General features: G+C 38.1%; 21 protein-coding genes. 13 read left to right on the top strand and 8 right to left on the bottom strand.

What is annotated here, in order from left to right; translation table 11 throughout:
- Window positions 1-52 precede the first annotated feature (52 nt).
- The 5 genes from CVS91_RS06045 to CVS91_RS06025 are packed head-to-tail and all read left to right on the top strand — an operon-like array spanning window position 53 to window position 5,457.
- The gene (locus CVS91_RS06045; RefSeq protein WP_107830990.1) at window positions 53-988 is read left to right on the top strand and encodes a glycosyltransferase family 9 protein; all 936 of its coding nucleotides are present in this window, start codon (window positions 53-55) and stop codon (window positions 986-988) included.
- Entirely contained in the window at window positions 951-2,270 is a 1,320-nt protein-coding gene (locus CVS91_RS06040) for an O-antigen ligase family protein (RefSeq protein WP_107830987.1), read from the top strand. Before CVS91_RS06045 ends, CVS91_RS06040 begins: the two co-directional genes overlap by 38 nt.
- Window positions 2,248-3,285 carry a glycosyltransferase gene (locus tag CVS91_RS06035; RefSeq protein ID WP_107830985.1) on the top strand — a complete coding sequence of 346 codons (1,038 nt, stop codon included), beginning with the start codon at window positions 2,248-2,250 and terminating at the stop codon, window positions 3,283-3,285. Before CVS91_RS06040 ends, CVS91_RS06035 begins: the two co-directional genes overlap by 23 nt.
- Window positions 3,272-4,345: a glycosyltransferase family 9 protein gene (locus tag CVS91_RS06030; RefSeq protein ID WP_107830983.1), complete on the top strand. Its 1,074-nt coding sequence runs from the start codon at window positions 3,272-3,274 to the stop codon at window positions 4,343-4,345. Before CVS91_RS06035 ends, CVS91_RS06030 begins: the two co-directional genes overlap by 14 nt.
- The gene (locus CVS91_RS06025; RefSeq protein WP_107830981.1) at window positions 4,342-5,457 is read left to right on the top strand and encodes a glycosyltransferase family 4 protein; all 1,116 of its coding nucleotides are present in this window, start codon (window positions 4,342-4,344) and stop codon (window positions 5,455-5,457) included. Before CVS91_RS06030 ends, CVS91_RS06025 begins: the two co-directional genes overlap by 4 nt.
- Here the strand turns inward: CVS91_RS06025 and CVS91_RS06020 are convergent.
- Complete coding sequence (locus CVS91_RS06020; RefSeq protein ID WP_107830979.1) at window positions 5,405-6,502, bottom strand: glycosyltransferase family 9 protein; 1,098 nt, start codon at window positions 6,500-6,502, stop codon at window positions 5,405-5,407. The genes CVS91_RS06025 and CVS91_RS06020 overlap by 53 nt on opposite strands.
- Before the next feature lie 102 nt (window positions 6,503-6,604).
- Here CVS91_RS06020 and CVS91_RS06015 point away from each other — a divergent pair, with 102 nt between their 5' ends.
- Window positions 6,605-7,375: a polysaccharide deacetylase family protein gene (locus CVS91_RS06015; protein WP_107830977.1), complete on the top strand. Its 771-nt coding sequence runs from the start codon at window positions 6,605-6,607 to the stop codon at window positions 7,373-7,375.
- A gap of 144 nt (window positions 7,376-7,519) precedes the next feature.
- Here the strand turns inward: CVS91_RS06015 and CVS91_RS06010 are convergent, their stop codons facing one another.
- From CVS91_RS06010 to waaC, 6 genes are all read right to left on the bottom strand, one after another.
- On the bottom strand, window positions 7,520-7,903 hold the full coding sequence (locus tag CVS91_RS06010; protein ID WP_103639208.1) for a hypothetical protein: 384 nt from the start codon (window positions 7,901-7,903) through the stop codon (window positions 7,520-7,522).
- A 63-nt stretch (window positions 7,904-7,966) separates the two neighbouring features.
- Window positions 7,967-8,218, bottom strand: a complete 252-nt coding sequence (locus tag CVS91_RS06005; RefSeq protein ID WP_103653529.1) for a glycosyltransferase family A protein — start codon at window positions 8,216-8,218, stop codon at window positions 7,967-7,969.
- A gap of 154 nt (window positions 8,219-8,372) precedes the next feature.
- Entirely contained in the window at window positions 8,373-9,443 is a 1,071-nt protein-coding gene (rfaQ, locus tag CVS91_RS06000) for a putative lipopolysaccharide heptosyltransferase III (protein ID WP_107830975.1), read from the bottom strand.
- Window positions 9,440-10,144: a glycosyltransferase family 2 protein gene (locus CVS91_RS05995; RefSeq protein ID WP_107830973.1), complete on the bottom strand. Its 705-nt coding sequence runs from the start codon at window positions 10,142-10,144 to the stop codon at window positions 9,440-9,442. Before CVS91_RS05995 ends, rfaQ begins: the two co-directional genes overlap by 4 nt.
- Window positions 10,138-11,031 (bottom strand): lipid A biosynthesis lauroyl acyltransferase, encoded by an 894-nt coding sequence (locus CVS91_RS05990; protein ID WP_107830971.1) that lies wholly within the window; start codon window positions 11,029-11,031, stop codon window positions 10,138-10,140. The genes CVS91_RS05995 and CVS91_RS05990 overlap by 7 nt, the downstream gene beginning before the upstream one ends.
- Window positions 11,024-11,998 (bottom strand): lipopolysaccharide heptosyltransferase I, encoded by a 975-nt coding sequence (gene waaC / locus CVS91_RS05985; protein WP_107830969.1) that lies wholly within the window; start codon window positions 11,996-11,998, stop codon window positions 11,024-11,026. Before waaC ends, CVS91_RS05990 begins: the two co-directional genes overlap by 8 nt.
- A gap of 63 nt (window positions 11,999-12,061) precedes the next feature.
- On the opposite strand from waaC, the gene CVS91_RS05980 reads away from it, so the two are divergent.
- Genes CVS91_RS05980 through CVS91_RS05970 form a run of 3 tightly spaced genes read left to right on the top strand, consistent with a single transcriptional unit; the run spans window position 12,062 to window position 15,014 of the window.
- A complete protein-coding gene (locus tag CVS91_RS05980; RefSeq protein ID WP_107830967.1) occupies window positions 12,062-13,072 on the top strand; it encodes a 3'-5' exonuclease in 1,011 nt (336 codons plus the stop codon).
- 20 nt (window positions 13,073-13,092) lie between these two features.
- Window positions 13,093-14,151: an NAD-dependent epimerase gene (locus CVS91_RS05975; RefSeq protein ID WP_107830965.1), complete on the top strand. Its 1,059-nt coding sequence runs from the start codon at window positions 13,093-13,095 to the stop codon at window positions 14,149-14,151.
- Window positions 14,148-15,014: a DNA ligase gene (locus CVS91_RS05970; RefSeq protein WP_107830963.1), complete on the top strand. Its 867-nt coding sequence runs from the start codon at window positions 14,148-14,150 to the stop codon at window positions 15,012-15,014. Before CVS91_RS05975 ends, CVS91_RS05970 begins: the two co-directional genes overlap by 4 nt.
- Here CVS91_RS05970 and CVS91_RS05965 read toward each other — a convergent pair.
- Window positions 15,011-16,051, bottom strand: a complete 1,041-nt coding sequence (locus CVS91_RS05965; protein WP_107830962.1) for an LLM class flavin-dependent oxidoreductase — start codon at window positions 16,049-16,051, stop codon at window positions 15,011-15,013. The genes CVS91_RS05970 and CVS91_RS05965 overlap by 4 nt on opposite strands.
- Window positions 16,052-16,239: 188 nt before the next feature.
- On the opposite strand from CVS91_RS05965, the gene galE reads away from it, so the two are divergent.
- From galE to CVS91_RS05945, 4 genes are read left to right on the top strand one after another with little or no spacing between them, the layout of a single operon-like run.
- Window positions 16,240-17,223, top strand: coding sequence for a UDP-glucose 4-epimerase GalE (gene galE, locus CVS91_RS05960; protein ID WP_107830961.1), 984 nt, complete (start codon window positions 16,240-16,242; stop codon window positions 17,221-17,223).
- Window positions 17,224-17,231: 8 nt separating this feature from the next.
- Complete coding sequence (locus CVS91_RS05955; protein WP_107830960.1) at window positions 17,232-18,554, top strand: UDP-glucose dehydrogenase family protein; 1,323 nt, start codon at window positions 17,232-17,234, stop codon at window positions 18,552-18,554.
- Window positions 18,551-18,994 carry an ecotin gene (locus tag CVS91_RS05950; protein WP_107830959.1) on the top strand — a complete coding sequence of 148 codons (444 nt, stop codon included), beginning with the start codon at window positions 18,551-18,553 and terminating at the stop codon, window positions 18,992-18,994. Before CVS91_RS05955 ends, CVS91_RS05950 begins: the two co-directional genes overlap by 4 nt.
- A complete protein-coding gene (locus CVS91_RS05945) occupies window positions 18,991-20,223 on the top strand; it encodes a nucleotide sugar dehydrogenase (protein ID WP_002939912.1) in 1,233 nt (410 codons plus the stop codon). Before CVS91_RS05950 ends, CVS91_RS05945 begins: the two co-directional genes overlap by 4 nt.
- Window positions 20,224-20,242 lie beyond the last annotated feature (19 nt).

The raw sequence follows: 20,242 nt of genomic DNA, 5'->3' as shown, positions 1-20,242 counted from the left end.
CTTGTTTTAAAATAATCTTAGATATAATTTGCCATTTTAATGAAGGAACATTTTGAAAATTTTACTTATAAGAAATGACAACATAGGTGATTTAATTTGCACTACGCCAGCCATTGAAGCGTTGCGCAAAGCCTACGCTCAGGCTCAGATAGATATCGTAGCAAATAGCTTAAATGCTTGTGTTATTAAAAACAACCCTTTTTTAAACAAAATATACACATATACAAAGCCAAAGCATGTGAGATCCATTGCCGCGAAGGTTAAAGCTTTTTTTGGAAAGTGTAAAATTTTATTTCAAATTTGGCGTGAGAATTATGATGTAGTTGTTATTTTTAGAAGCTCCTATTCGCCATCTGCCGCTATCTTTGCAAGAGTGGCTCGTGCTAAAAAGATAATAGGAGCAGTCAAACAAAACGAAGATAGACATCTCATAACAGATAGGTTAAATTTTGATCAGTCCTTACATGAAGCCATGCTATGTTGTCAATGCTTGACACCACTTGGGGTAAATTTTAAAGATGAAAAAACACTTTACGTGCCAAGTGAAAAAAATGAAAAATTTAAAGACTTTGTATTTTTTCATATCTCATCACGAGTAGAACAAAATCGCTTAAGCGAAGGTAAAATCTTAGAAATTTTAGAATTTCTAAAGCAACGATTTAAAAATATTGTCATTAGTGCAGAAGAGGCTAACTTTGGTAATGACATATCACATAAGGCAGATGTTGTTTTTGCTAGAACAAAAAGTTTAGATGAGCTAGCAAGTTATATTTGGGCAGCCAAATTTGTTCTTACTCTTGACGGAGGTGTAGCACATTTAGCCCCAGCGCTTGGTGTAAAGACGATCGTTTTATTTGGAAAAACAAATCCTTTAAGATGGGCACCAATCTACGGCAGCGGTGAGTGCATAGTCTTACAAAGCCCGAATAAAATAGCAGAGGAAATCAAAAATGATGAAATTTTTAACAAAATATTACAGTTTGCTTGAAAATTTAAAATATATATTTTTTACCATTTATCTCTTTTCTTTGCCAGTGGCAAAAGTAGCTTCTATACAGTCTATATCTATGTCTTTATTTACTCTCTTAGTCGTTGCAACAGAGTATAAAAAATGGAGCTTGAAAGATTTACTAAAAATAAAAGCCACACTAGCTCTACTTTTTATCATAGCTTTATTAGCGTATATATCACTTTTTTTTACCATAGATATAAATGAAACACTAAAAGAGGTTAATAAGGGCGTTATAAAAAATGTCGCATTTATGATCGTTTTGTTCTATTATTTTATGAATTTAGGATATGAGAAAATTAAAATTTATATTTATATATTTTTCTCTTCACTTTTACTGCATTCTGTCATAAATATAATAACATGGGCTAATGTTGGCTTTGATTTCCGTTACAGAACTGGCGGGTTATTAGATGGATATATTTACGATGGTGGCGGCGAGAGGTTTGGAATTTGGGCAGTGTATGCTTTTGGATGTGCCATTTCTCTTTTTACATTTAAAAAAAATAAAGCATTCGCGGTTCTTTTTTTGGCAATATCACTAGTTAGCATCATTTCAAACAATACAAGAGCTACTTATATAGGTGTTATATTTGTGCTGGTAGCTGTTTTTTTTATTTTTATACGATCAAATAAAATCAGAATATTGTCTTGTGCATTAGTTACGATATTTATCTTTGGCTTTTATGAGATTTCTCATCACATATCTCCAGATAGATATAATTTGACACTAATACCAAAATATATTGAGCTTATGAAAAAATCTCCAAAAGAGATGGGGACTTACTCTGAAATGGGGCTAACTGAGTCGGTTCCTTCTAGAATAGCCTCGTGGAAGTCAGTCCTTATTTATAGACTGCATGAGCCATTTGTGCCGACTGGATATGGTAGATTTTTATATGGAAAAACTATTAGAAAATTAAATAGTGAGCAAGATGTGCCTTTTTCTGATTATTCTCAAGTCCATAATGAATTTTTAGGGATGTTTTTTTCGCTTGGTATATTTGGACTTCTCGCATTTATTGGAATTTGGATAAGTTATTTAAAAACTAGCATTCAGGTAAGTAAAAATAATGATACGCTTTTAAGGGTATTTGGATACACGATTTTCTTTGGCGGATTTGGTTTTATTGCAAGCTTGCTATTTGGTAGTTTTTTTGGAAGTAGCGAAGCAAAACTTTTCTATCTTACATTAGGTATGGCACTTGGTATATATTATAAAGAAGGCTCTAAAAACGATGATAAATATACTAGAGCTTGAAAGCTCTCTTGGTTTTGGCGGGCAAGAGCACCGCACGCAGCGTGTGATAAATGGGCTAGATAAGAGCAAATTTAAGGTTTTTTATGGGCTAAACCCTGGCTCAAAAAGCCTTGAAAAGCAGATAGAATGTGAATTTTTCGAGTTTAACCTTAAAAGGTCATTTAATATCCTTGAAATTTTAAAAATTTGCAAATTTGTAAAGCAAAATAATATAAAAATTATCTCAACTCACTCGGGTAAAGATGGAATTATAGGTGCCATAGTTGGTAAAGTAACTGGTGCAAAGGTAGTTCGCACTAGACATTTGCAAACGCCAATTAGGTCGCCATTTAGTTACAACATAAATGATAAGATCGTTGTTGTTTCAAATGCCGTCAAGACTCAGCTTATATCTCAAGGAGTGCAAGAACGCCTAATAGAGACTATCTATACTGGAGTTGATACTGAAAAATTTACTCCACATTTTAAAAAAGATATAAGAGACCAGCTTGGCTTGCCTGCAAATTCCATTATAGTGGGCATTGTGGCAGTGTTAAGAGCTGCTAAAAATCACAAAATTTTATTTGAAGCATTTAGTGAGCTAAATTTACAAAATACTTTTTTAGTTGTAGTTGGCGATGGCCCACAATATGAAAATTTGCAGAATATAAAAACCTCAAACATTTTAATGCTTGGCAATAGAGCCGATGTGAGCGATTTTTTAGGTAGCTTTGATCTATTTGTTTTACCATCAAAAATGGAAGCCCTTGGCACAGCATTGCTTGAGGCTCAGTCTTGTGCCGTGCCTTGTATAGGTAGTGATGTAGGTGGTATTGGCGAGGCGATAAAAGATAATGAAACGGGACTTTTGTTTGAAAATAACAACAAAGACTCTCTAAAAAATGCTCTGCAAACTCTTATAGAAGATGCTAAGCTTCGTACTAAATTTAGTGCAAACGCTAGAGATTTTATAGTAGAGAATTTCTCAATCCAAACAATGGTTAGACAAACGGAAAAAATGTATGAAACTCTTTGAAAATATTATGCGTCTAATTTTAAATTTTAAAAAAACACAAAAGACGCAGCTGGTAACCGAGCCTTTTCAAACCGTTTGTTTTTTTAGTAACACAGCACTAGGCGATACTATTTTTAACACACCAGTATTTCGAGTGTTTAAGCAAAATTTTCCGCATGTAAAAGTAGTTACGCTACTAAATCCATCTACTGCGTTACTTTTTAAAACCGATCCAAACATTGATGAAATTTTATTATATGATGGTAAAAAAAGTGGGTTTTTGGATATTTTAAAAAAATTAAAAAAACTATCACCAGATATAGTTTTTATTTTGCACTCAAATGAACCGCAAGCTACTCCACTAGCTGTCCTTAGTGGGGCAAAATATCTATTTAAACTGCCAAATTTAAATAATAAGTTTAGCTCATTTCACTCAAATGCTCCAGAGCCATATGGAGATGATAGATATGTGGTATTAAACCGTCTAGAACAGCTTAAATTTATAGGCATTCAAAGTCGCGACACGCGTCTAAATTTATACCTTGAGGCAAGTGATTTTACTAATGTTGATGAGGTGCTAAAAGGCTATGAGAGCCGTAAAATTATCGGTTTTCAAATGGGTGCTAGCACTATTTCTAGGCAGTGGTTTATAGATAAATGGGAAAAACTTGCAAAGCTTGTTTTGCAAGATAGAAATGCTATCATAGTCTTAACAGGAAGTCCTGCTGAGCGTGCCATGACTAAGCAGTTAGAAGAAAGGATAAATGATCCTCGTCTTTTAAACCTTGCTGGTAAATTTAATATCAGAGAAGCAGCCGCACTAATTTCAAGGCTAAATATACTAATCACGCCAGATACTGGTCCTTTGCATGTCGCAGCAGCCCTAAAAACTCCAACTATTGGTCTTTTTGCGGTGGCATCACCTATAAATTCAAATCCAGATTTTGATATAGATATTCATAAATTTATTAAAAAACCACGCACTTGCTCTCCATGCGTAGGCAAAAAGTGTAAATTTCAAAAATGTATGTTGCAAATTGATGAAAAAGAGGTTTATGATATGCTCAAGGAAATGATTTGAAAAAAATTTTGTTTGTGGATACTGGACATGAATATGGTGGTGGAACAAAGAGCTTTATATATCTCTTAGAAGGTCTAGAAAAATACAAGAAATATCAATTTAGCGTTTTTTTTGAAAATGACTATAAAGTTGGTGAGCAAAATATATCTGAAATGATCAGTAATCTTGGCGTGAACTTTATAAAATTTATGCCAAAGAGGCAGCCAGCAAAAATAATAAAAGAGCTGTTGCGTATATTTAGCAAAGAAACTTTAGCTAAATACCTTTATCAAAAAGATTACAAATATGCCATCGCTATGCTTTTAAATGAAAAACCAGACATAATTCATCTAAATAATCACTTTTCAACAAATCTTGCTTATATCGAAGCTGCAAATGTTTTAGGCATTAAAGTTATACAGCATTTAAGAAAGAACTCTGCCATAGAACCATTTAAACTTAAAATTTTAAATAAACAAAAATTTATACCTATTTGCGTTTCAAACTCAACTTATGAATTTTATGCCAAACAGATAGAAATACAAAAAAACATCATATATAATCCAGTGATAGTTAATAATGAGACAACAGTTATAGACAATATAAAATTTGATAAAAATAAGATCAATATAATAATGCCTGCAAATTTTTTAACACTCAAAGGACATGAGCTGGTCTTTGATGCGCTAACTCTTTTAAAAAGAGATGATGTCGATGTTTATTTTGCAGGCAGTGGAGAGCTGACACCTGGTGCAAAAGAGAAATTTGATATGCTAATAAAATCTGGTAAAGCACAATATTTGGGATTTGTGCAACAAATGGGAGAAATTTATAAAAATTGTGACTACGTACTAGGCTTTTCAAGCGATGAAGGATTGCCAAGGGTTGTCATAGAAGGACTTAGTTGTGGCCTTGGCGTTATTTACTCAAATATACCAGTTATAAGAGAAATTTATAATATATCATCAAAAAAAGAAGATTTTTTCATAGTCCAAAGAGACCCAATGTCGCTTTTAAAATGTCTTGAAAATTTAGCTAAACCAAGCTCAAAAGTACCAGATAGTGCAGTCATTGATACTTTTAGTTTGGATAATTATATTCGCAGCGTTGATGTGATATATAGTGATCTTTGACAAATCGTTCAATCTTTTCTAGATCATCTTTGCTGAGCTCAAAAAAGGAACTCGCATCTATATTCCTGATCGTCTTAAATACTGAACTAATCGGGGCTAAAGCGGAATTTATAATAAGCGAATCAAATACTCCCCTCTGCTCACTTGCAAAGCATGGCCCCATTAAACATATCGTTGGAGTGCGCACACTATCAGCCACATAGTAGTTTCCAGTATCAGAGCTTACGTATATCTGCATCTGCGATAGGTAAAACGGAAGTTCTTCAAGTTTGATCTTATCTATCATTGATATAAATTTTAATCCCTCAAAACTATTTCTTTCACTACTTTCTAAAATTAGTTTTTCCAGCAGTTTAGCCTCATCACCAACACCAAAAACATAAATTTCACAGTCAAATTTAGAGAAAATTTTTAAGATATTCTCCCAAGTTTGATTAGGTGGCGTTTTCATTTTATTGCCAGCACTAAGACTTATACCTACCTTAAATTTGTCGCTTTTGATAATATTTTCTGATGGCACAAACAGTGGTTTTTGTAGTTGTTTTTCAAATTTTAATTCATTAATGTTTATCATCTTTAGATATGTTGATAGTGTTAAGTCATTTAATGTATGTGAAATTTTTTTCATACCAAAAGCTAGCAGTTTAAAACTACTAGAAGTAGCGTAATGTTTGATAGTTACTATGTTTTTAGCTAGAGTGCAACGTGCCAAGAAAAGATTTAGACTATTTGGCATAAGGATATAAACATCTTTATAGTTTTGTTTAAAAAGTGCAAATGCTAGTCTTAGCTTGGAAGTTTTTTTCTTTTTTATATCATTTATTATAAAAATTTTATCTATCCTATTGTCATGTTTGGCAAAAGCAACATTTACCTCATCAAGCAATATATCAAATTTAGCCAAAGGCCCAAAAATAACAGTCGAATTTGCATAGTCGCCGATCTTGGCAGTTTGTATGATTAAAATTTTATCAGATGGTTTTCTAAAAAAACTTATAAATTTAAATATGGGATAAAAAAGTATGTATTGTAAAAGGTAAAACAAAACAAATTCCTTTAGTTTGATTTAAGGCATATTTTACATAGTTTTTAATAAATAGGTTGTTAGAATACAAAAATAAAAATAAAACTTTATAAAAAGGCAAAAATGAGCGTACCAGTTTTAATGTATCACCACGTGCTTGAAAAGAGCGGATTTATCGCTAGTAGCGTGGATGAGTTTAAATCGCATATGAAATTTCTAGCTGAAAATGGCTATAAAACGTTAAGTATAAATGAATTTATCGCATATAAAAAAGGCGAGCTTGAGGTGCCTAAAAAGAGCGTTTGTATAACATTTGATGATGGCTGGATGGACAACTACATCTATGCCTATCCTATCGTGAAAGAATTTGGACTAAAAGCAAATATGTTTATAGTTACTGGCTGGATAGAAGCAGCGCAAAAGGCCCATGAGATAAGTCGTGGAACTTTCCTAAATGGCAGCCATAGTGAGTGTAAAAATGCGGCTCCTAGCAGACCACAAGACGTGATCTTAAATTTAGAGCAGATCGAGAAGATGAGTGATTGTTTTAGCTTTCACTCGCATACGCACGGGCATTTTGATGGATATTTTGGGCAGCTTAGCTTGGATGAGGAATTTGGTCTTTGCCGTGAGTTTATGAAGAAAAATTTTGGCTTTGAGGATGAGGCACTTTGCTGGCCAAGAGGCAAATATAATGACGAGTATCTAAATGCTGCTAAAAAGCATGGCTACAAGGCATTTTTCACAACAAAGCGTGGCATAAACAAGGCCGATGGTAATTTAGAGGAGATAAAACGCATAGTGACAAAGCGCGACGAAAAGTGGCTTAAAAAGACTATGTTTATATATCAAAATGACTTTTTGGGGTCTATTTATGCTTTTCTTAGGAGCTAGAACTAAAATTTCCGTTTTAAAACATTAATTAAATTTTTTCAATTAATTAGTGAGATCAAAAAAGATAGAGAAATTTTTGATCTCAAAATATAGCTATTCTTGTTTTTGCTATTTGAAATGTCTATATCTTTTATCTTAAATTTATCATCTCCAATTCAAAAGCCAAAATTTCTTTTTTATAGTGTTTTCTGGGATGTTATTTCTAAACTGTTCGCTTAAAACATGCCAAGTAAAATTTAGAAACATTCTTGAATGTGCTACCATTGCACCATACTTCTTCATTTTTTCTTTTTTCTTTTCATAAATTATTTTATTTTGTGAATCATCTCTGTTTAATGAGTGATATGAACTTTTGCGATTAACATCGTTATCGTCTCTTTCCCTGTAAAAATATTTTTTCTTTGTAATGTATTTTCTCTTAAAACCAAGTGCATCAAAATATTCAGCACAAAAGTTATCTTCATAGCCGTAATTTCCAGCAAATTCTTCATCATAGCCAAAATATTTTAAAAAATCACCTCGGCTCATTGCAAAGACGTTTCCATGAGATGGATAGTTGCCTGATATAAAGTTATTTCTATGGATATGTGTTCATCTAAATTTATAAATTTCATGCTCCTTAAAGGCGTGGTTTGCCATAAATTTTAATGTGTCTTCATAAAAGATATGATCTAAGTCTGTGATTATCAATTTATCACTTTTTGCGCTTAGAACTCCTAAATTTCTTGCTCCACTTTGGTTCCATTTTATGTCTTCATTGATTTTTATCCAGCGTAAATTTAGATTAAAATCTGGTATTTCATATTTTAATGGCGAGCCGTCATCTATTATGATAAATTCCATAATATCCAGCAATTCGGAGTCATATTTTGCATAAACATTTAATAAGTTTAGGACAGAGTTTATATCATTTTGATCGCAATAAAAATGCGTAACATAGCTAAGTTTTATGTGAGAGTAGTCTCTAGTGATAAAATGGGGGGGGTAATTAGTGATTTCATATTTCTCCTTTTAAAATTTGTTTTATCTTTTCTTTTATCTCTGACATCTCATCGCTAAAGTCCATTAAAGTATTCTCAACACCGTGCTCTTTTATGCCCTCTTTGTCGCAAGGCACAAAGTCCCAGTCTTTTTGATAGACGGTGTGCTTGCCCATGCTTTGGATGCCATTTTGCGCTGTGTAGCCATTTTGCATCAAGCTATTATCCCATGGTCCCCATTCAAAAGCTCCGCTAGGGCCAAAAAAGGCGATCACTGGCACGTCATTTGCCGCAGCTATGTGCATGATGGCAGTATCGACGCCTATAAATAGGCTTGAGCGCTTTGAGAGGGCGATCGTTTGTTTTAGGCTTAGCTTACCACCTAAATTTATAGGCTCGCTTTTGCAAATTTTTAGCACGCTTGCAAGTTTTTCAAGTTCATTTTCTTTGTTGTCGCTTGTTAGCACGACCTTTACGCCAAGCTCATTTTCGCAGTAGTCTATAAGCTCTGCCATGCTCTCGTCGTTTGCGCATTTAAACATCCAGCGGCTTGTTAGATGCACGTGCACAAAGCGTTTTGGTAAATTTAGATACTCCACGCTCTCGTCTGAAAAAACGCTCACTTTTTTACTAACCGGCTCAAAGCCCAAAGCTCTTAGTGCGTTTAAATTTAGATCAACCGTGTGCGAGAAATTTTCGTAGTATTTTGCTTTTACGCTCAAAAGCTTATTTATCGCCTTGTGCTTGCCTAAAAAGCCAACTATCTTTTTGATCTTGGCGTATTTTGAGATGATGACGCCGCGGTCTCCAGTGGTCGTTTGCACCGCCATATCGTACTTCTCTTTTTTGATCGCTCTTATAAATTTTAGCTCGGTCATTAGCTTTTTAAAAAAACCAGAATTTGCACTTTGCCTATCGTAAATGTGAATTTTATTTATATAAGGATTGCCTTCTATCATCGCTTCTGTGCCTTTATTTAGGGCAAAGTCAATGGTCGCATCTGGGTAGTAGTGGTGCAGGTTTTCAATGAGTGGCGTTGTCAAAAGCACATCGCCTATATTTCTAAATTTAATCACAAGTATTTTCATTTTATATATTTCCAAAATGTGTACTGGGCGTAAAGTCTAGCGATAACGTAGCCAGCAAAGCCCTCTTTAAAGCCGCCTTTTAGCACGTAAAGCTTAAAAAATGTCCATGCCGGGCTTGTAAGCGCCTTTAGCAAATTTCTTTTTGCACCCATGCTTGAGTAGCGATTTTGCTTGGCGATAAACTGCTCGATGCTCTCATACGCGTAGTGCAAGAAGTGGTTTTTAAGCGCTCCAAGCCTTTGTGAGTCGTCATTTAAAACAACCTTTTCATGCACGGCTCTGCCATCAAATTTGGCAAAATTTTTATTAAAAAGCCTCACCGTGTAGTCTGGATATAGCCCCATATTTTTTATCGCTTTGCCAAAGAAAAAATTTAGCCTAGCAACGTTGTAAGCCATAAATTTAGGCTCTTTTAGCGTGCCAATGATCTCATTTTTAAGCTCGTCTGTAATCACCTCGTCGCTATCAAGTACAAAGACCCACTCGTTTTTAGCTAGATCCACGCCCTTTTGCTTTTGCGCGCCAAATCCAAGCCAAGCTTGCTCGTGAAATTTCACGTTACTAAAGCCATCACAAATTTGCCTTGTGTTATCTTTTGAGCCGCTATCAACCACGATGATCTCATCGGCAAATTTAGCGCTCTCTAGCACCTCTTTTAGGTACTTTTCGCTGTTAAAAGTCAAAATAACAACGCTTAGCATTTGTACTCATTTTCATAAAATCTCTTAAACCTTTGGTGAAACCAAAAGTACTCCTCAGGCCTTGCTCTAACCATCTCCTCGCACGCACTGCACTGCATCTGCGTCACTTTTTGCACAGCATCTTCTTTGTCAAAAGTACTTATATCAATAGGCTCTTCAAAGCAAATTTCGCTTAAATTTTCATCTTTTTGGTAGATAAATGCGTTTATGATAAGGGCATTTGTCTTTTGAGCTAGCACGCTTGCAGCTGGCGTGTGAAGCACATCTTTGCCAAAAAACTGCACCTTTATGCCATCTTTTGGCGCGGTATTTTGATCGACTAAAATTCCTACTATTCGCCTAGCTTTTAGTGCTTTTAAGATATCTTTCGCTCCGCCATCTTTGTCGATTAGCTCCACGTCAAACTGCGCTCTATTTGCTCTTAAAATTTTATCCATGACGCTGCTATCAAGCTTTCTTCCAAGCACTGAAGATGGCCCAAAATGAGCTGCAACAGCTAGGCCAAATATCTCCCACTGCCCAAAGTGGGCAGTTGTGACGATGATAGGCCTGCTAGACTTCATCGCATCAAGCAAAAAGTGCTCATTTTTAAAAACAACTTGCTTAAGTATCTTTTGTTTTGTCGTGTTTTGATTGAGGATGAAATTTATACCAAGGTATTTTGCAAAGTTGTAGTAGCATTTTTTGGCGATTTCTAGCTTCTCTTCTTTGCTCTTTGTCTCACCAAAAGCAAGGTTTAAATTTGTCATCACGACATGAAAACGCTTTTTTTTAAGCTTCATAAACGCAAATGCTAAAAATTTAGCAAGCATGTTTCGAAGCGAGCTTGGCAATATAAATATAAGAAATTTCAAAGTATAAAAGCCAGCTAGATAGAGCCTATCCATTTAGCAGCCTTTTTGCGAAATTTGCAACCGTTTCAGGGTAAATTTCTCTTATGCAAAAGTCGTTTTTGTCGATGCTTCTGGCATCTATTTGCTTGCCCATATCAACGACAAGATTTTTGTCCGTGACATAGGCATTGCGGTGGCTTGGTCGGTTACCAAAAAGCGTGATAGAAGGCCTATTTACAGCCCATGCAAGGTGCGTTAGACCGCTATCATTGCCGATTACCAGATCGCAGCTCGCGATAAAATCTATCATGTCTTTTATGCTTAGCTTTTCAAGCAGTTTTGCTTTGGTGCCTGAAATGATCGCCTCAGCCCTTGTTTTTTCGCTCTCACTCCCGTAGCAAAGGTAAATTTCGCATCCCTCAAGCAGTCTAATCACATCTTTAAATTTGTCATAAATTTTGCTCTCTTCGCTTGCAAATGCAGCGATTAAAACGCGTTTTTTACCACTTTCATTTTTAAATTTTTTACAAATTTCAAAGCAGGGCGATTTTTTTAAAATTTCACTTTTTTCAAAGCTAAAATTTAGAGCGTATCCAACAAGGCATAGGTTTCTAACTATGATATTTTCGTTGTAGTCGATCTTAAATTTATGCCTATAAAGCCTGGCTGCGATCTTTTCTTTGACGCTTTCTCTGCTAAAGCCATAAATTTCTTTGCCAAGTAGTTTTGCGACGACAGCTGATTTGAAAAGTCCCTGCAGGTCGATGATCTTGTCAAATTTACCAAGCGTTTTTATGATCTTGTAGCTCTTTTTAAAGCTCTCTTTAAGCGGCAAAACGACTAGCTCGTCGATTAGGGGATGATCTTTTAAAAGGCTTGCAAAACGGGCATCAACTAGCCATGTGATGTGAGCATTTGGGCAGTGCTTTTTGATAAACTGAAGCACGATGGCTGCATGGACGATGTCCCCAAGTGCCGAAAGCTTTACTATGGCTATTTTTAGTTGATTTTTATCTTGCATTGGCTACTTTAAATATAAATTTTTGGTATGATTTTAAAAAAAAATGCTTAAAAAAGGGCTAAAATGGCGAAAAGTTACATCTGCGTCTTTGACTGCGAGACGATACCTGATGCAAATTTGATAAGAAAAATTTACGGCATCGATGGAAGCGACGAAGATGTGAGCGTGCAGGCGATGGCCTTGCAAAAAGAGGTCAGTGGGAGTGAGTTTTTGCCCGTGATGTTTCATAGAGTGGTCGCGATCTCTGCGGTGATGGCCGATGAGTACGGCAAATTTTTAAAAGTTAGCACGATGGAGGGCAAGGACGAGCGCGAGATAATCGCTAAATTTTTAAAATTTATAAATGATTATAACCCAAGGCTCGTTAGCTTTAATGGCCGTGGCTTTGACCTGCCAATGCTTATGGTGCGTGCGATGCGCTACAACCTAAACGCAGCGGCATATTACGAGAGCGAAAATAAAGAGCTAAACAAAAACAAATGGGAAAATTATAGGGCAAGATATTCGCCTAAATTTCACCTTGATCTGCTTGATTTTATAAGCGATTTTGGGAGTGTGAGAGGGCTAAAGCTCGATACGCTTTGTGCTAGCTTAAATTTACCTGGTAAATACGACGTGCACGGCGATCAGGTGCTTGAGCTATACTACGCAGGCGAGCTTGATAAGATAAACGAATACTGCGAAAGCGACGTGCTTAATACCTACTGGCTATTTTTGAAATTTGAGCTTTTGCAGGCAAATATCTTGCAAGATGACTACATAAATCACCTAAGCGTAATGAGTGAATTTTTAGCCAAAAACTGCGCTCATAGGGGATACAGCGAGGTCTTTTGCTCTGCGATAAGCGACGAGCTAGCAAGGCTTAGCGGACAGCTAGACTACGAGATAAAGGTAGATAAAGAGGCTTTGGAATTTAGTGAATTTGATGATGTAAGGCCGATTAGCAAAGAGGAGCTAAACCGCGATATGCTGGGCGGTTTACTTAAAAAAGCAAGCGATCTAAAGCCAAAAGAGCCAAAAAGCAAGACACTTTTTGAAGAGAAAGTGCCTGAGATAAATTTAGACGACGAATAAGTCAAAATGAAAGGAAAAATATGAAAATTTTAGTAACTGGAACAGCTGGATTTATAGGATTTCACCTTGCAAATGCCCTTGTGGCTCGTGGGAATGAGGTCGTTGGATATGACGTGATAAATGACTATTACGACGTAAATTTAAAGCTTGCACGCCTAAAAACGGCTGGCTTTGACGTGAGCGAGATAGATTACGGCAAGCTTATCGCCTCAAAAACTCATCCAAATTTAAAATTTATAAAAGCTGACCTTGCTGATGAAAAGACGATGAAAGAGCTTTTTGAGAAGCAAAAATTTGACGTAGTGGTAAATTTAGCCGCACAAGCTGGCGTTCGCTATTCGCTTATAAATCCAAAAGCCTACATCGACAGCAACATCACAGGCTTTATGAACATCCTCGAGTGCTGCCGCCACAATGAGATCAAAAATTTAGTCTATGCAAGCTCTAGCTCAGTTTATGGCCTAAATGAAAACATGCCATTTTCTACGCACGAGGGGGTCAATCACCCTATAAGCCTCTACGCAGCGACCAAAAAGAGCAACGAGATGATGGCGCACACTTATAGCCACCTATTTAACGTGCCAACGACTGGACTTCGCTTTTTTACGGTTTATGGACCATGGGGACGCCCTGATATGGCGCTATTTTTGTTCGTTGATGCCGCACTTAAAGATAAGAGCATCGACGTCTTTAACTATGGCAAGATGAAGCGCGACTTTACCTACGTGGACGACATCGTAAAGGGCATCATCAAGTGCATAGACAACCCAGCTAAGCCAAATCCAGCTTGGGACGCAAAGCACCCAGACCCTGCCACTTCAAAAGCGCCGTTTAAGGTCTATAATATCGGCAACAATAGCCCAGTCGAGCTCATGGACTACATCAAGGCAGTTGAGATAAAGATCGGCCGCGAGATCAAGAAAAATTTCCTCCCACTTCAAGCAGGCGACGTGCCAGCGACATTTGCAGACGTGAGTGATTTGGTGGCTGACTTTGACTACAAGCCAAACACAAAAGTAAACGACGGCGTGGCTAAATTTGTCGAGTGGTATAGCGAGTTTTACGGCATAAAAATTTGAAATTTATAGCCCTTTTCTTGGTATTTTGCCTTAGCTTTGCCTTTGGAGCAGGGCGGGGCAAGCTTGAGTTGCTGCGCCTTAGCGAATTTAAAGACCAAAATGTTTCAGGCTGGCTAGCTAGCGAGAAGCTTGACGGCGTGCGTGCCTACTGGGACGGAGAGAATTTGCTTTCAAGGCAGGGTAAAAGGCTAAATGCACCGCAAAGTTTTACTAAAAATTTCCCTAAATTTGCTCTCGATGGTGAGCTTTACGCAAAGGGGCTTAAATTTGAAGAAATCCAAGCGACCGTGATGGATAAGCTGCCAGATGAAAAGGCGTGGGGCAGGCTTAAATTTCACGTTTTTGACGTGCCAGAGGTAAGTGGTGGCTTGCCTCGTAGGCTTGAAGTTTTGGCTAAATTTCTAAAAAATGAGCCAAATGACAATTTAATCATCATAAAACAGATAAAAGTGTGTGATAACGCTCAGTTTTTAAAATTTACAAAGGACATTGTCACAAAAGGCGGCGAGGGAGCTGTGGTGCGTGAGCCAAATGCGCCATACGAGCGAAAACGAAGCAAAAATGCACTTAAATTTAAGAAATTTAAAGATGCTGAGTGCGAGGTGGTCTCAATAAATAAAGGCAGTGGCAAATACGCAAATCTTGCTGGCTCGCTCACCTGCAAGGCGCTTGGTGGCAAAGATGATAAAGAAAAAGCTGGCGAGCCAAAAGAGGGCACTATCTTTAAAATAGGCTCAGGACTAAGCGACGAGCAGCGCACAAATCCCCCAAAGATAGGCTCTATTATCACATATAAATTTCAAAATTTAACCTCTAATGGCAAGCCAAGATTTCCTATATTTTTAAGGGTTAGAGAGGATTAAATTTCATCCGCGATCTCTTTTAACGCCCTAAAAGAGCTAAGCTGCGCCTCCTCATCAAAAATGAAACTTTGAGCCATGATCTCATCGACTTCAAGTCTATTTTGAAACTCTAAAATTTGCTCTTTAACGCTTTGTTTTGAGCCTATGAAAGAGCACGCCATCATCTCTTCGGTGACGGCTCTTTCTCTATTTTTTAGCTCTATTTGCCTAAAGTCGATCGGCCCAAAATGTGGAGCTTTGGCACCTGTTTTGTAAGAGGCAGCAAAGACCTCGTCGTTATCTTTTTTTGGTGGCTGCAAATAATCTTTTTCGCCAGTGACTACGTTTAAGAAAAACTGCGTTTGCGTAGTTGCTAAACTCTTTGCTAGCTCGTCACTTTGGGCTATTATCACGTTTGCTCCTGCGATGACATAAGGGTTAGCAAGAAACTGGGATGGCTTGAAATTTTGACGATAAATCTCTACCGCTTTTTCTAGCGCACGTGGTGCAAAGTGCGACGCAAAGGCGTAAGGCAGGCCAAACTCAGCCGCCACGTATGCGCTATATATGCTTGAGCCAAGTATGTAGATGGGTGGAATTTTGTCTACTTTTGGATAGGCTTTTACGGCTCTTTTGGCGTTAAAATAGTCCATTAGCTCGTTTATCTGTAGGTCAAATTCTATCTCTCTTGCACCTCGTCTAAGCACCGCAGCTGTCTCTTGGTCAGTCCCTGGAGCTCTGCCTAGCCCAAGATCGACGCGGTTAGGAAATATCGTCTCAAGGGTGGCATACTGCTCGGTGATAGAGTAGGGGCTGTGGTTTGGCAGCATCACGCCGCCAGAGCCCACGCGCAGGCTTTTTGTGTGCTCTAAGATGTGCGCGATGATGAGCTGCGTGGCTGAACTTGCTAAGTTTTTCATGTTGTGATGCTCGGCAACCCAGTAGCGATTTATGCCGATATCCTCAGCAAAAATAGCTAGTCTAACGGCTGCATCTATGGCAGCTTTTGCATCACCGCCTTGTTTAATAGGCAGTAAATTTAAGATCGAGACATTCATTTTTATCCTTTTTTGTAGATGAAGGATTATAAAGATTAAATTTAAAATAGATTGTAAGTCTATTTTAAATTTATAAAGATAAATATCTATTTTGCAGCTTTTAGGCAAATTTTAAAAACTAACCTTGCTTTACTTTTGCTTTACTCTATTTTTGATAAAATTACACACTTTTAATGAAAGGCTTAAACTTGAAAATTTTAGTAACAGGTGGAGCTGGATACATCGGCAGCCACGTAGTAAAAGCACTTTTAAAGCAAGGCAAAGATGAGATAACCATCATCGACAATCTCTGCAAGGGCTCACAAAAAGCACTTGAGGCACTCCAAAAGATAGGAAATTTCAAATTTATAAACGCAAATTTAGAGGATGATCTAAGCGCAATTTTCGCAAATGGCAAATTTGATGCGATCATCCATTTTGCAGCGTTTATCGAGGTCTTTGAGAGTATGAGCGAACCGCTAAAATACTATCTAAACAACACCGCAAACGTCGCAAGGGTGCTAAGATACGCAAAAACTTACAATGTAAATAAATTTATATTTAGCTCGACTGCTGCAGTTTATGGCGAGCCAGATGTGGCAGAGGTAAGCGAAACAACGCCTACAAACCCGATAAATCCATACGGCAGAAGCAAGCTTATGAGCGAGCAGATCATCAAAGACTACGCCGCTTCAAATGAAAATTTCAAATTTGCGATTTTGCGCTATTTTAACGTAGCAGGCGCAGACGAAGAGGGGCTTATCGGTCAAAACTATCCAAACGCCACGCACCTTATAAAAGTAGCCGTGCAAACTGCCCTTGGTAAGCGCGAGAGTATGGGTATCTTTGGCGATGACTACGCGACAAAAGATGGCACATGCGTAAGAGACTATATCCACGTTAGCGATCTAGCAGACGCCCATATAAGCGCGCTGGAGTATATCGGCCAAAATGGCAGCGAAACTTTTAACGTGGGATATGGTAGGGGATTTAGCGTAAAAGAGGTCATCGAGACCGCAAAAAAAGTAAGCGGAGTAAATTTTAAGGTGCTAAATGCGCCAAGAAGGGACGGCGACCCAGCTATCCTCATCTCAAATGCAAGCAAACTACGCTCGCTAACAAGCTGGAAGCCAAAAAGAGACGATCTAGCGCTAATCATAAAAACTGCCCTTGAGTGGGAAAAGAGAATTTAAGGATAAGCATGAAAATAGCAGTAATCGGAACTGGATATGTTGGGCTAGTAAGTGGTGCATGCTTTGCTAAGATGGGCAACAGCGTGATCTGCGTCGATGTTGATAGCAAAAAGATCGAAGCGCTAAAAAATGGTGTCGTGCCGATATATGAGCCAGGGCTTGCTGATATCGTGAGTGAGTGCTACAAAAATGGCTCGCTTAAATTTAGCACGCAGATAACTGATGCGCTAGAGCATGCAGATGTGCTATTTATCGCAGTTGGCACACCTATGGGCGCTGATGGACAGGCGGATTTAAAATATGTCCTATCAGTTGCGAAATCGATCGGAGAAAATTTAAGCAAACCGCTAATCGTAGTTGATAAATCAACCGTTCCGGTGGGCACTGGAGCTAAGGTGCATGAGGTGATCGAGGCTGAGCTTAAAAAGAGAAATGTAGATGTTAAATTTGAAGTCGTCTCAAACCCAGAGTTTTTAAAAGAGGGCGCGGCGGTTGAGGACTTTTTAAAGCCAGACCGCGTAGTTATCGGAGCTAGCAGCGAGTGGGGATTTAGCGTGATGAGAGAGCTTTATGAGCCATTTATGAAAAATCACGATAGGCTCATTTGCATGGACGTAAAATCAGCCGAGATGACAAAATACGCTGCAAATTCGATGTTAGCAACCAAAATAAGCTTTATAAACGAGATAGCAAATATCTGCGAACGCGTGGGCGCTGATGTAAATTTAGTAAGAAAGGGCATCGGCAGCGACTCAAGGATCGGATATAGCTTCATCTACCCAGGCTGCGGATACGGCGGTAGCTGCTTTCCAAAAGACGTCGAGGCGCTCATCTACACAGCTAGACAAAATGGCTTTGAGCCAGAGCTTTTAAACGCGGTCGAGTCAAGAAATAAGGCTCAAAAAAGAGTACTTTTTGATAAAATTTATAACTTCTTTGGCGGCGATCTAAAGGGCAAAACGATCGCACTTTGGGGGCTTGCGTTTAAGCCAAATACCGATGATATGAGAGAGGCTAGCTCGCTAACATTGATAAAGCTTTTAGACGAAGCTGGCGCAAAAGTGGTGGCGTACGATCCAAAAGCAAGCGAAGAAGCTAAAAAATATATGCCAAATTTAGATGTGAAATATGCTAAAAATAAATATGACGCTCTTGATAACGCCGATGCTATGGTGCTTGTGACGGAGTGGAGCGAGTTTAGATCACCTGATTTTATGGAGATCAAAGAGAGGCTAAAAAACGCTGTCATATTTGACGGACGCAACCAGTATAACGCTAAAGCTTTGGCTGAGCATGGCTTTAAGTATTTTCAGATAGGCGTCAAAGCGTGAGGCAAATTTTATCTCTCATAGCTTTTTTGCTGCCATTTGCGCTCTTAGCTAGCGAAGCAGCAGGCAAAAGTGAGGCAAAGACGCAAGAGCAGGTTTTTGAGCTGCCCATCTCAAAGATGCCACATGATTATTTTAAATATGAAGTTGCATTTTTTAAAGAGGTGCAAACGGATTGTGAATTTGCTATGCTAGAGGGCGGAGGCTTAGATAAAAAAGAGGATAAAAGCGGGGTTTATTATGAATTTAGCGCAGATGATGAACCGCTTAAGCCTTGCAATGGCAAAAATAAAAAGAGGCAAATTTATTATGAATTTACCCAAATTTTGCCTGGCATTAGCCCCATTAAGATCGTAACCCCACAAAGCGTGGGCACAGAGATAAGAATTTATGAACGTGTAGAAACAATAAAACCAAAAATTTTAAAAAGGAAAGAGAAATGAAAATAGCAGTAGTAGGACTTGGATATGTGGGACTTCCACTAGCAGCAGCTTTTAGTGAAAAGTACGAAGTAGTCGGCTTTGACGTAAATGCAAAACGTATAGAAGAGCTTAAAAGTGGCTATGATAGAACGCTTGAGCTTAGCAACGAGCAGATGAAAAAAGCGATCGATAATGGCATGAAATTTAGCCTAAATTTAGATGACATCAGAAGTTGCAACTTCTTCATCGTAACCGTCCCAACTCCGATAGATAAGAACAAACGCCCTGATCTAACCCCAGTGGTAAAAGCGACTGAGAGCGTGGCAAAAGTGCTTAAAAAAGGAGACATCGTTGTCTATGAAAGCACTGTTTATCCAGGCGTTACAGAAGAAATTTGCGTGCCACTTCTTGAAAAGAGTGGGCTTAAATTTAACAAAGACTTCTTCTGCGGCTACTCTCCAGAGCGCATAAACCCAGGCGATAAAGAGCACACTGTTACAAAGATCAAAAAGATCACAAGTGGCTCAACTCCAGAGATCGCTGACAAGGTCGATGAAATTTATCGTTCTATCATCACAGCTGGCACTCACAAAGCTTCAAGCATCAAAGTAGCAGAGGCCGCAAAGGTCATCGAAAATACTCAGCGCGACATCAACATCGCCTTTATAAACGAGCTTGCGATGCTCTTTGAAAAGCTTCACATCAACACCATAGACGTGCTTGAGGCTGCAGGCACGAAGTGGAATTTCTTAAATTTCCGCCCAGGACTAGTTGGCGGTCACTGCATCGGCGTAGATCCATACTATCTAACTCACAAAGCTCAAGAGGTAGGCTACAACCCTGAAATGATCCTAGCAGGTCGCCGCATCAACGATGATATGGGCAGATACGCAGCCGATCAAGTGATAAAACTAATGATAAGAAAAGGTGTACTTATTAACAAAGCGCGCGTGCTTGTTCTTGGTATGACATTTAAAGAAAACTGCCCAGATATAAGAAACTCTCGCGTTATAGACGTGGTTGATGAGCTAAAAGACTTTGGCTGCAAGGTCGATGTGACTGATCCTTGGGCTGATAGCGCTGAGGTAAAACACGAGTACGGCTTTGATCTAGTAAAAGAGTATAACCTAGACGACTACGACTGCATCGTGATCGCCGTAGCTCACAATGAATTTAAAAAGCTCAACCTAAAAGGCCACTTGGTTTATGATATAAAAAATATCTACCCAGAGGCTGACGCTAGGCTGTAAGTGAGCGTTAAATTTAAAA

This window comes from Campylobacter concisus (assembly GCF_003048985.1).
In the GTDB taxonomy this organism is placed as follows: Bacteria; Campylobacterota; Campylobacteria; order Campylobacterales; family Campylobacteraceae; genus Campylobacter_A; species Campylobacter_A concisus_AY.
Note: the sequence above shows the minus strand (reverse complement) of the source record. Positions and strands in the feature narration are given on the sequence as shown.

What these genes read in the sequence shown, in the direction of transcription:
- CVS91_RS06035 (WP_107830985.1), top strand. Translation starts at nt 2,248, where the DNA reads ATGATAAATATACTAGAGCTTGAAAGCTCTCTTGGTTTTGGCGGGCAA.
- CVS91_RS06030 (WP_107830983.1), top strand. Translation starts at nt 3,272, where the DNA reads ATGAAACTCTTTGAAAATATTATGCGTCTAATTTTAAATTTTAAAAAA.
- CVS91_RS06005 (WP_103653529.1), bottom strand. Translation starts at nt 8,218, where the DNA reads ATGGAATTTATCATAATAGATGACGGCTCGCCATTAAAATATGAAATA.
- CVS91_RS05980 (WP_107830967.1), top strand. Translation starts at nt 12,062, where the DNA reads ATGGCGAAAAGTTACATCTGCGTCTTTGACTGCGAGACGATACCTGAT.
- waaC (WP_107830969.1), bottom strand. Translation starts at nt 11,998, where the DNA reads ATGCAAGATAAAAATCAACTAAAAATAGCCATAGTAAAGCTTTCGGCA.
- CVS91_RS06010 (WP_103639208.1), bottom strand. Translation starts at nt 7,903, where the DNA reads ATGAGCCGAGGTGATTTTTTAAAATATTTTGGCTATGATGAAGAATTT.
- rfaQ (WP_107830975.1), bottom strand. Translation starts at nt 9,443, where the DNA reads ATGAAAATACTTGTGATTAAATTTAGAAATATAGGCGATGTGCTTTTG.
- CVS91_RS05975 (WP_107830965.1), top strand. Translation starts at nt 13,093, where the DNA reads ATGAAAATTTTAGTAACTGGAACAGCTGGATTTATAGGATTTCACCTT.
- CVS91_RS05990 (WP_107830971.1), bottom strand. Translation starts at nt 11,031, where the DNA reads ATGGATAGGCTCTATCTAGCTGGCTTTTATACTTTGAAATTTCTTATA.
- CVS91_RS06015 (WP_107830977.1), top strand. Translation starts at nt 6,605, where the DNA reads ATGAGCGTACCAGTTTTAATGTATCACCACGTGCTTGAAAAGAGCGGA.
- CVS91_RS05965 (WP_107830962.1), bottom strand. Translation starts at nt 16,051, where the DNA reads ATGAATGTCTCGATCTTAAATTTACTGCCTATTAAACAAGGCGGTGAT.
- CVS91_RS06040 (WP_107830987.1), top strand. Translation starts at nt 951, where the DNA reads ATGATGAAATTTTTAACAAAATATTACAGTTTGCTTGAAAATTTAAAA.
- CVS91_RS05955 (WP_107830960.1), top strand. Translation starts at nt 17,232, where the DNA reads ATGAAAATAGCAGTAATCGGAACTGGATATGTTGGGCTAGTAAGTGGT.
- CVS91_RS05945 (WP_002939912.1), top strand. Translation starts at nt 18,991, where the DNA reads ATGAAAATAGCAGTAGTAGGACTTGGATATGTGGGACTTCCACTAGCA.
- CVS91_RS05995 (WP_107830973.1), bottom strand. Translation starts at nt 10,144, where the DNA reads ATGCTAAGCGTTGTTATTTTGACTTTTAACAGCGAAAAGTACCTAAAA.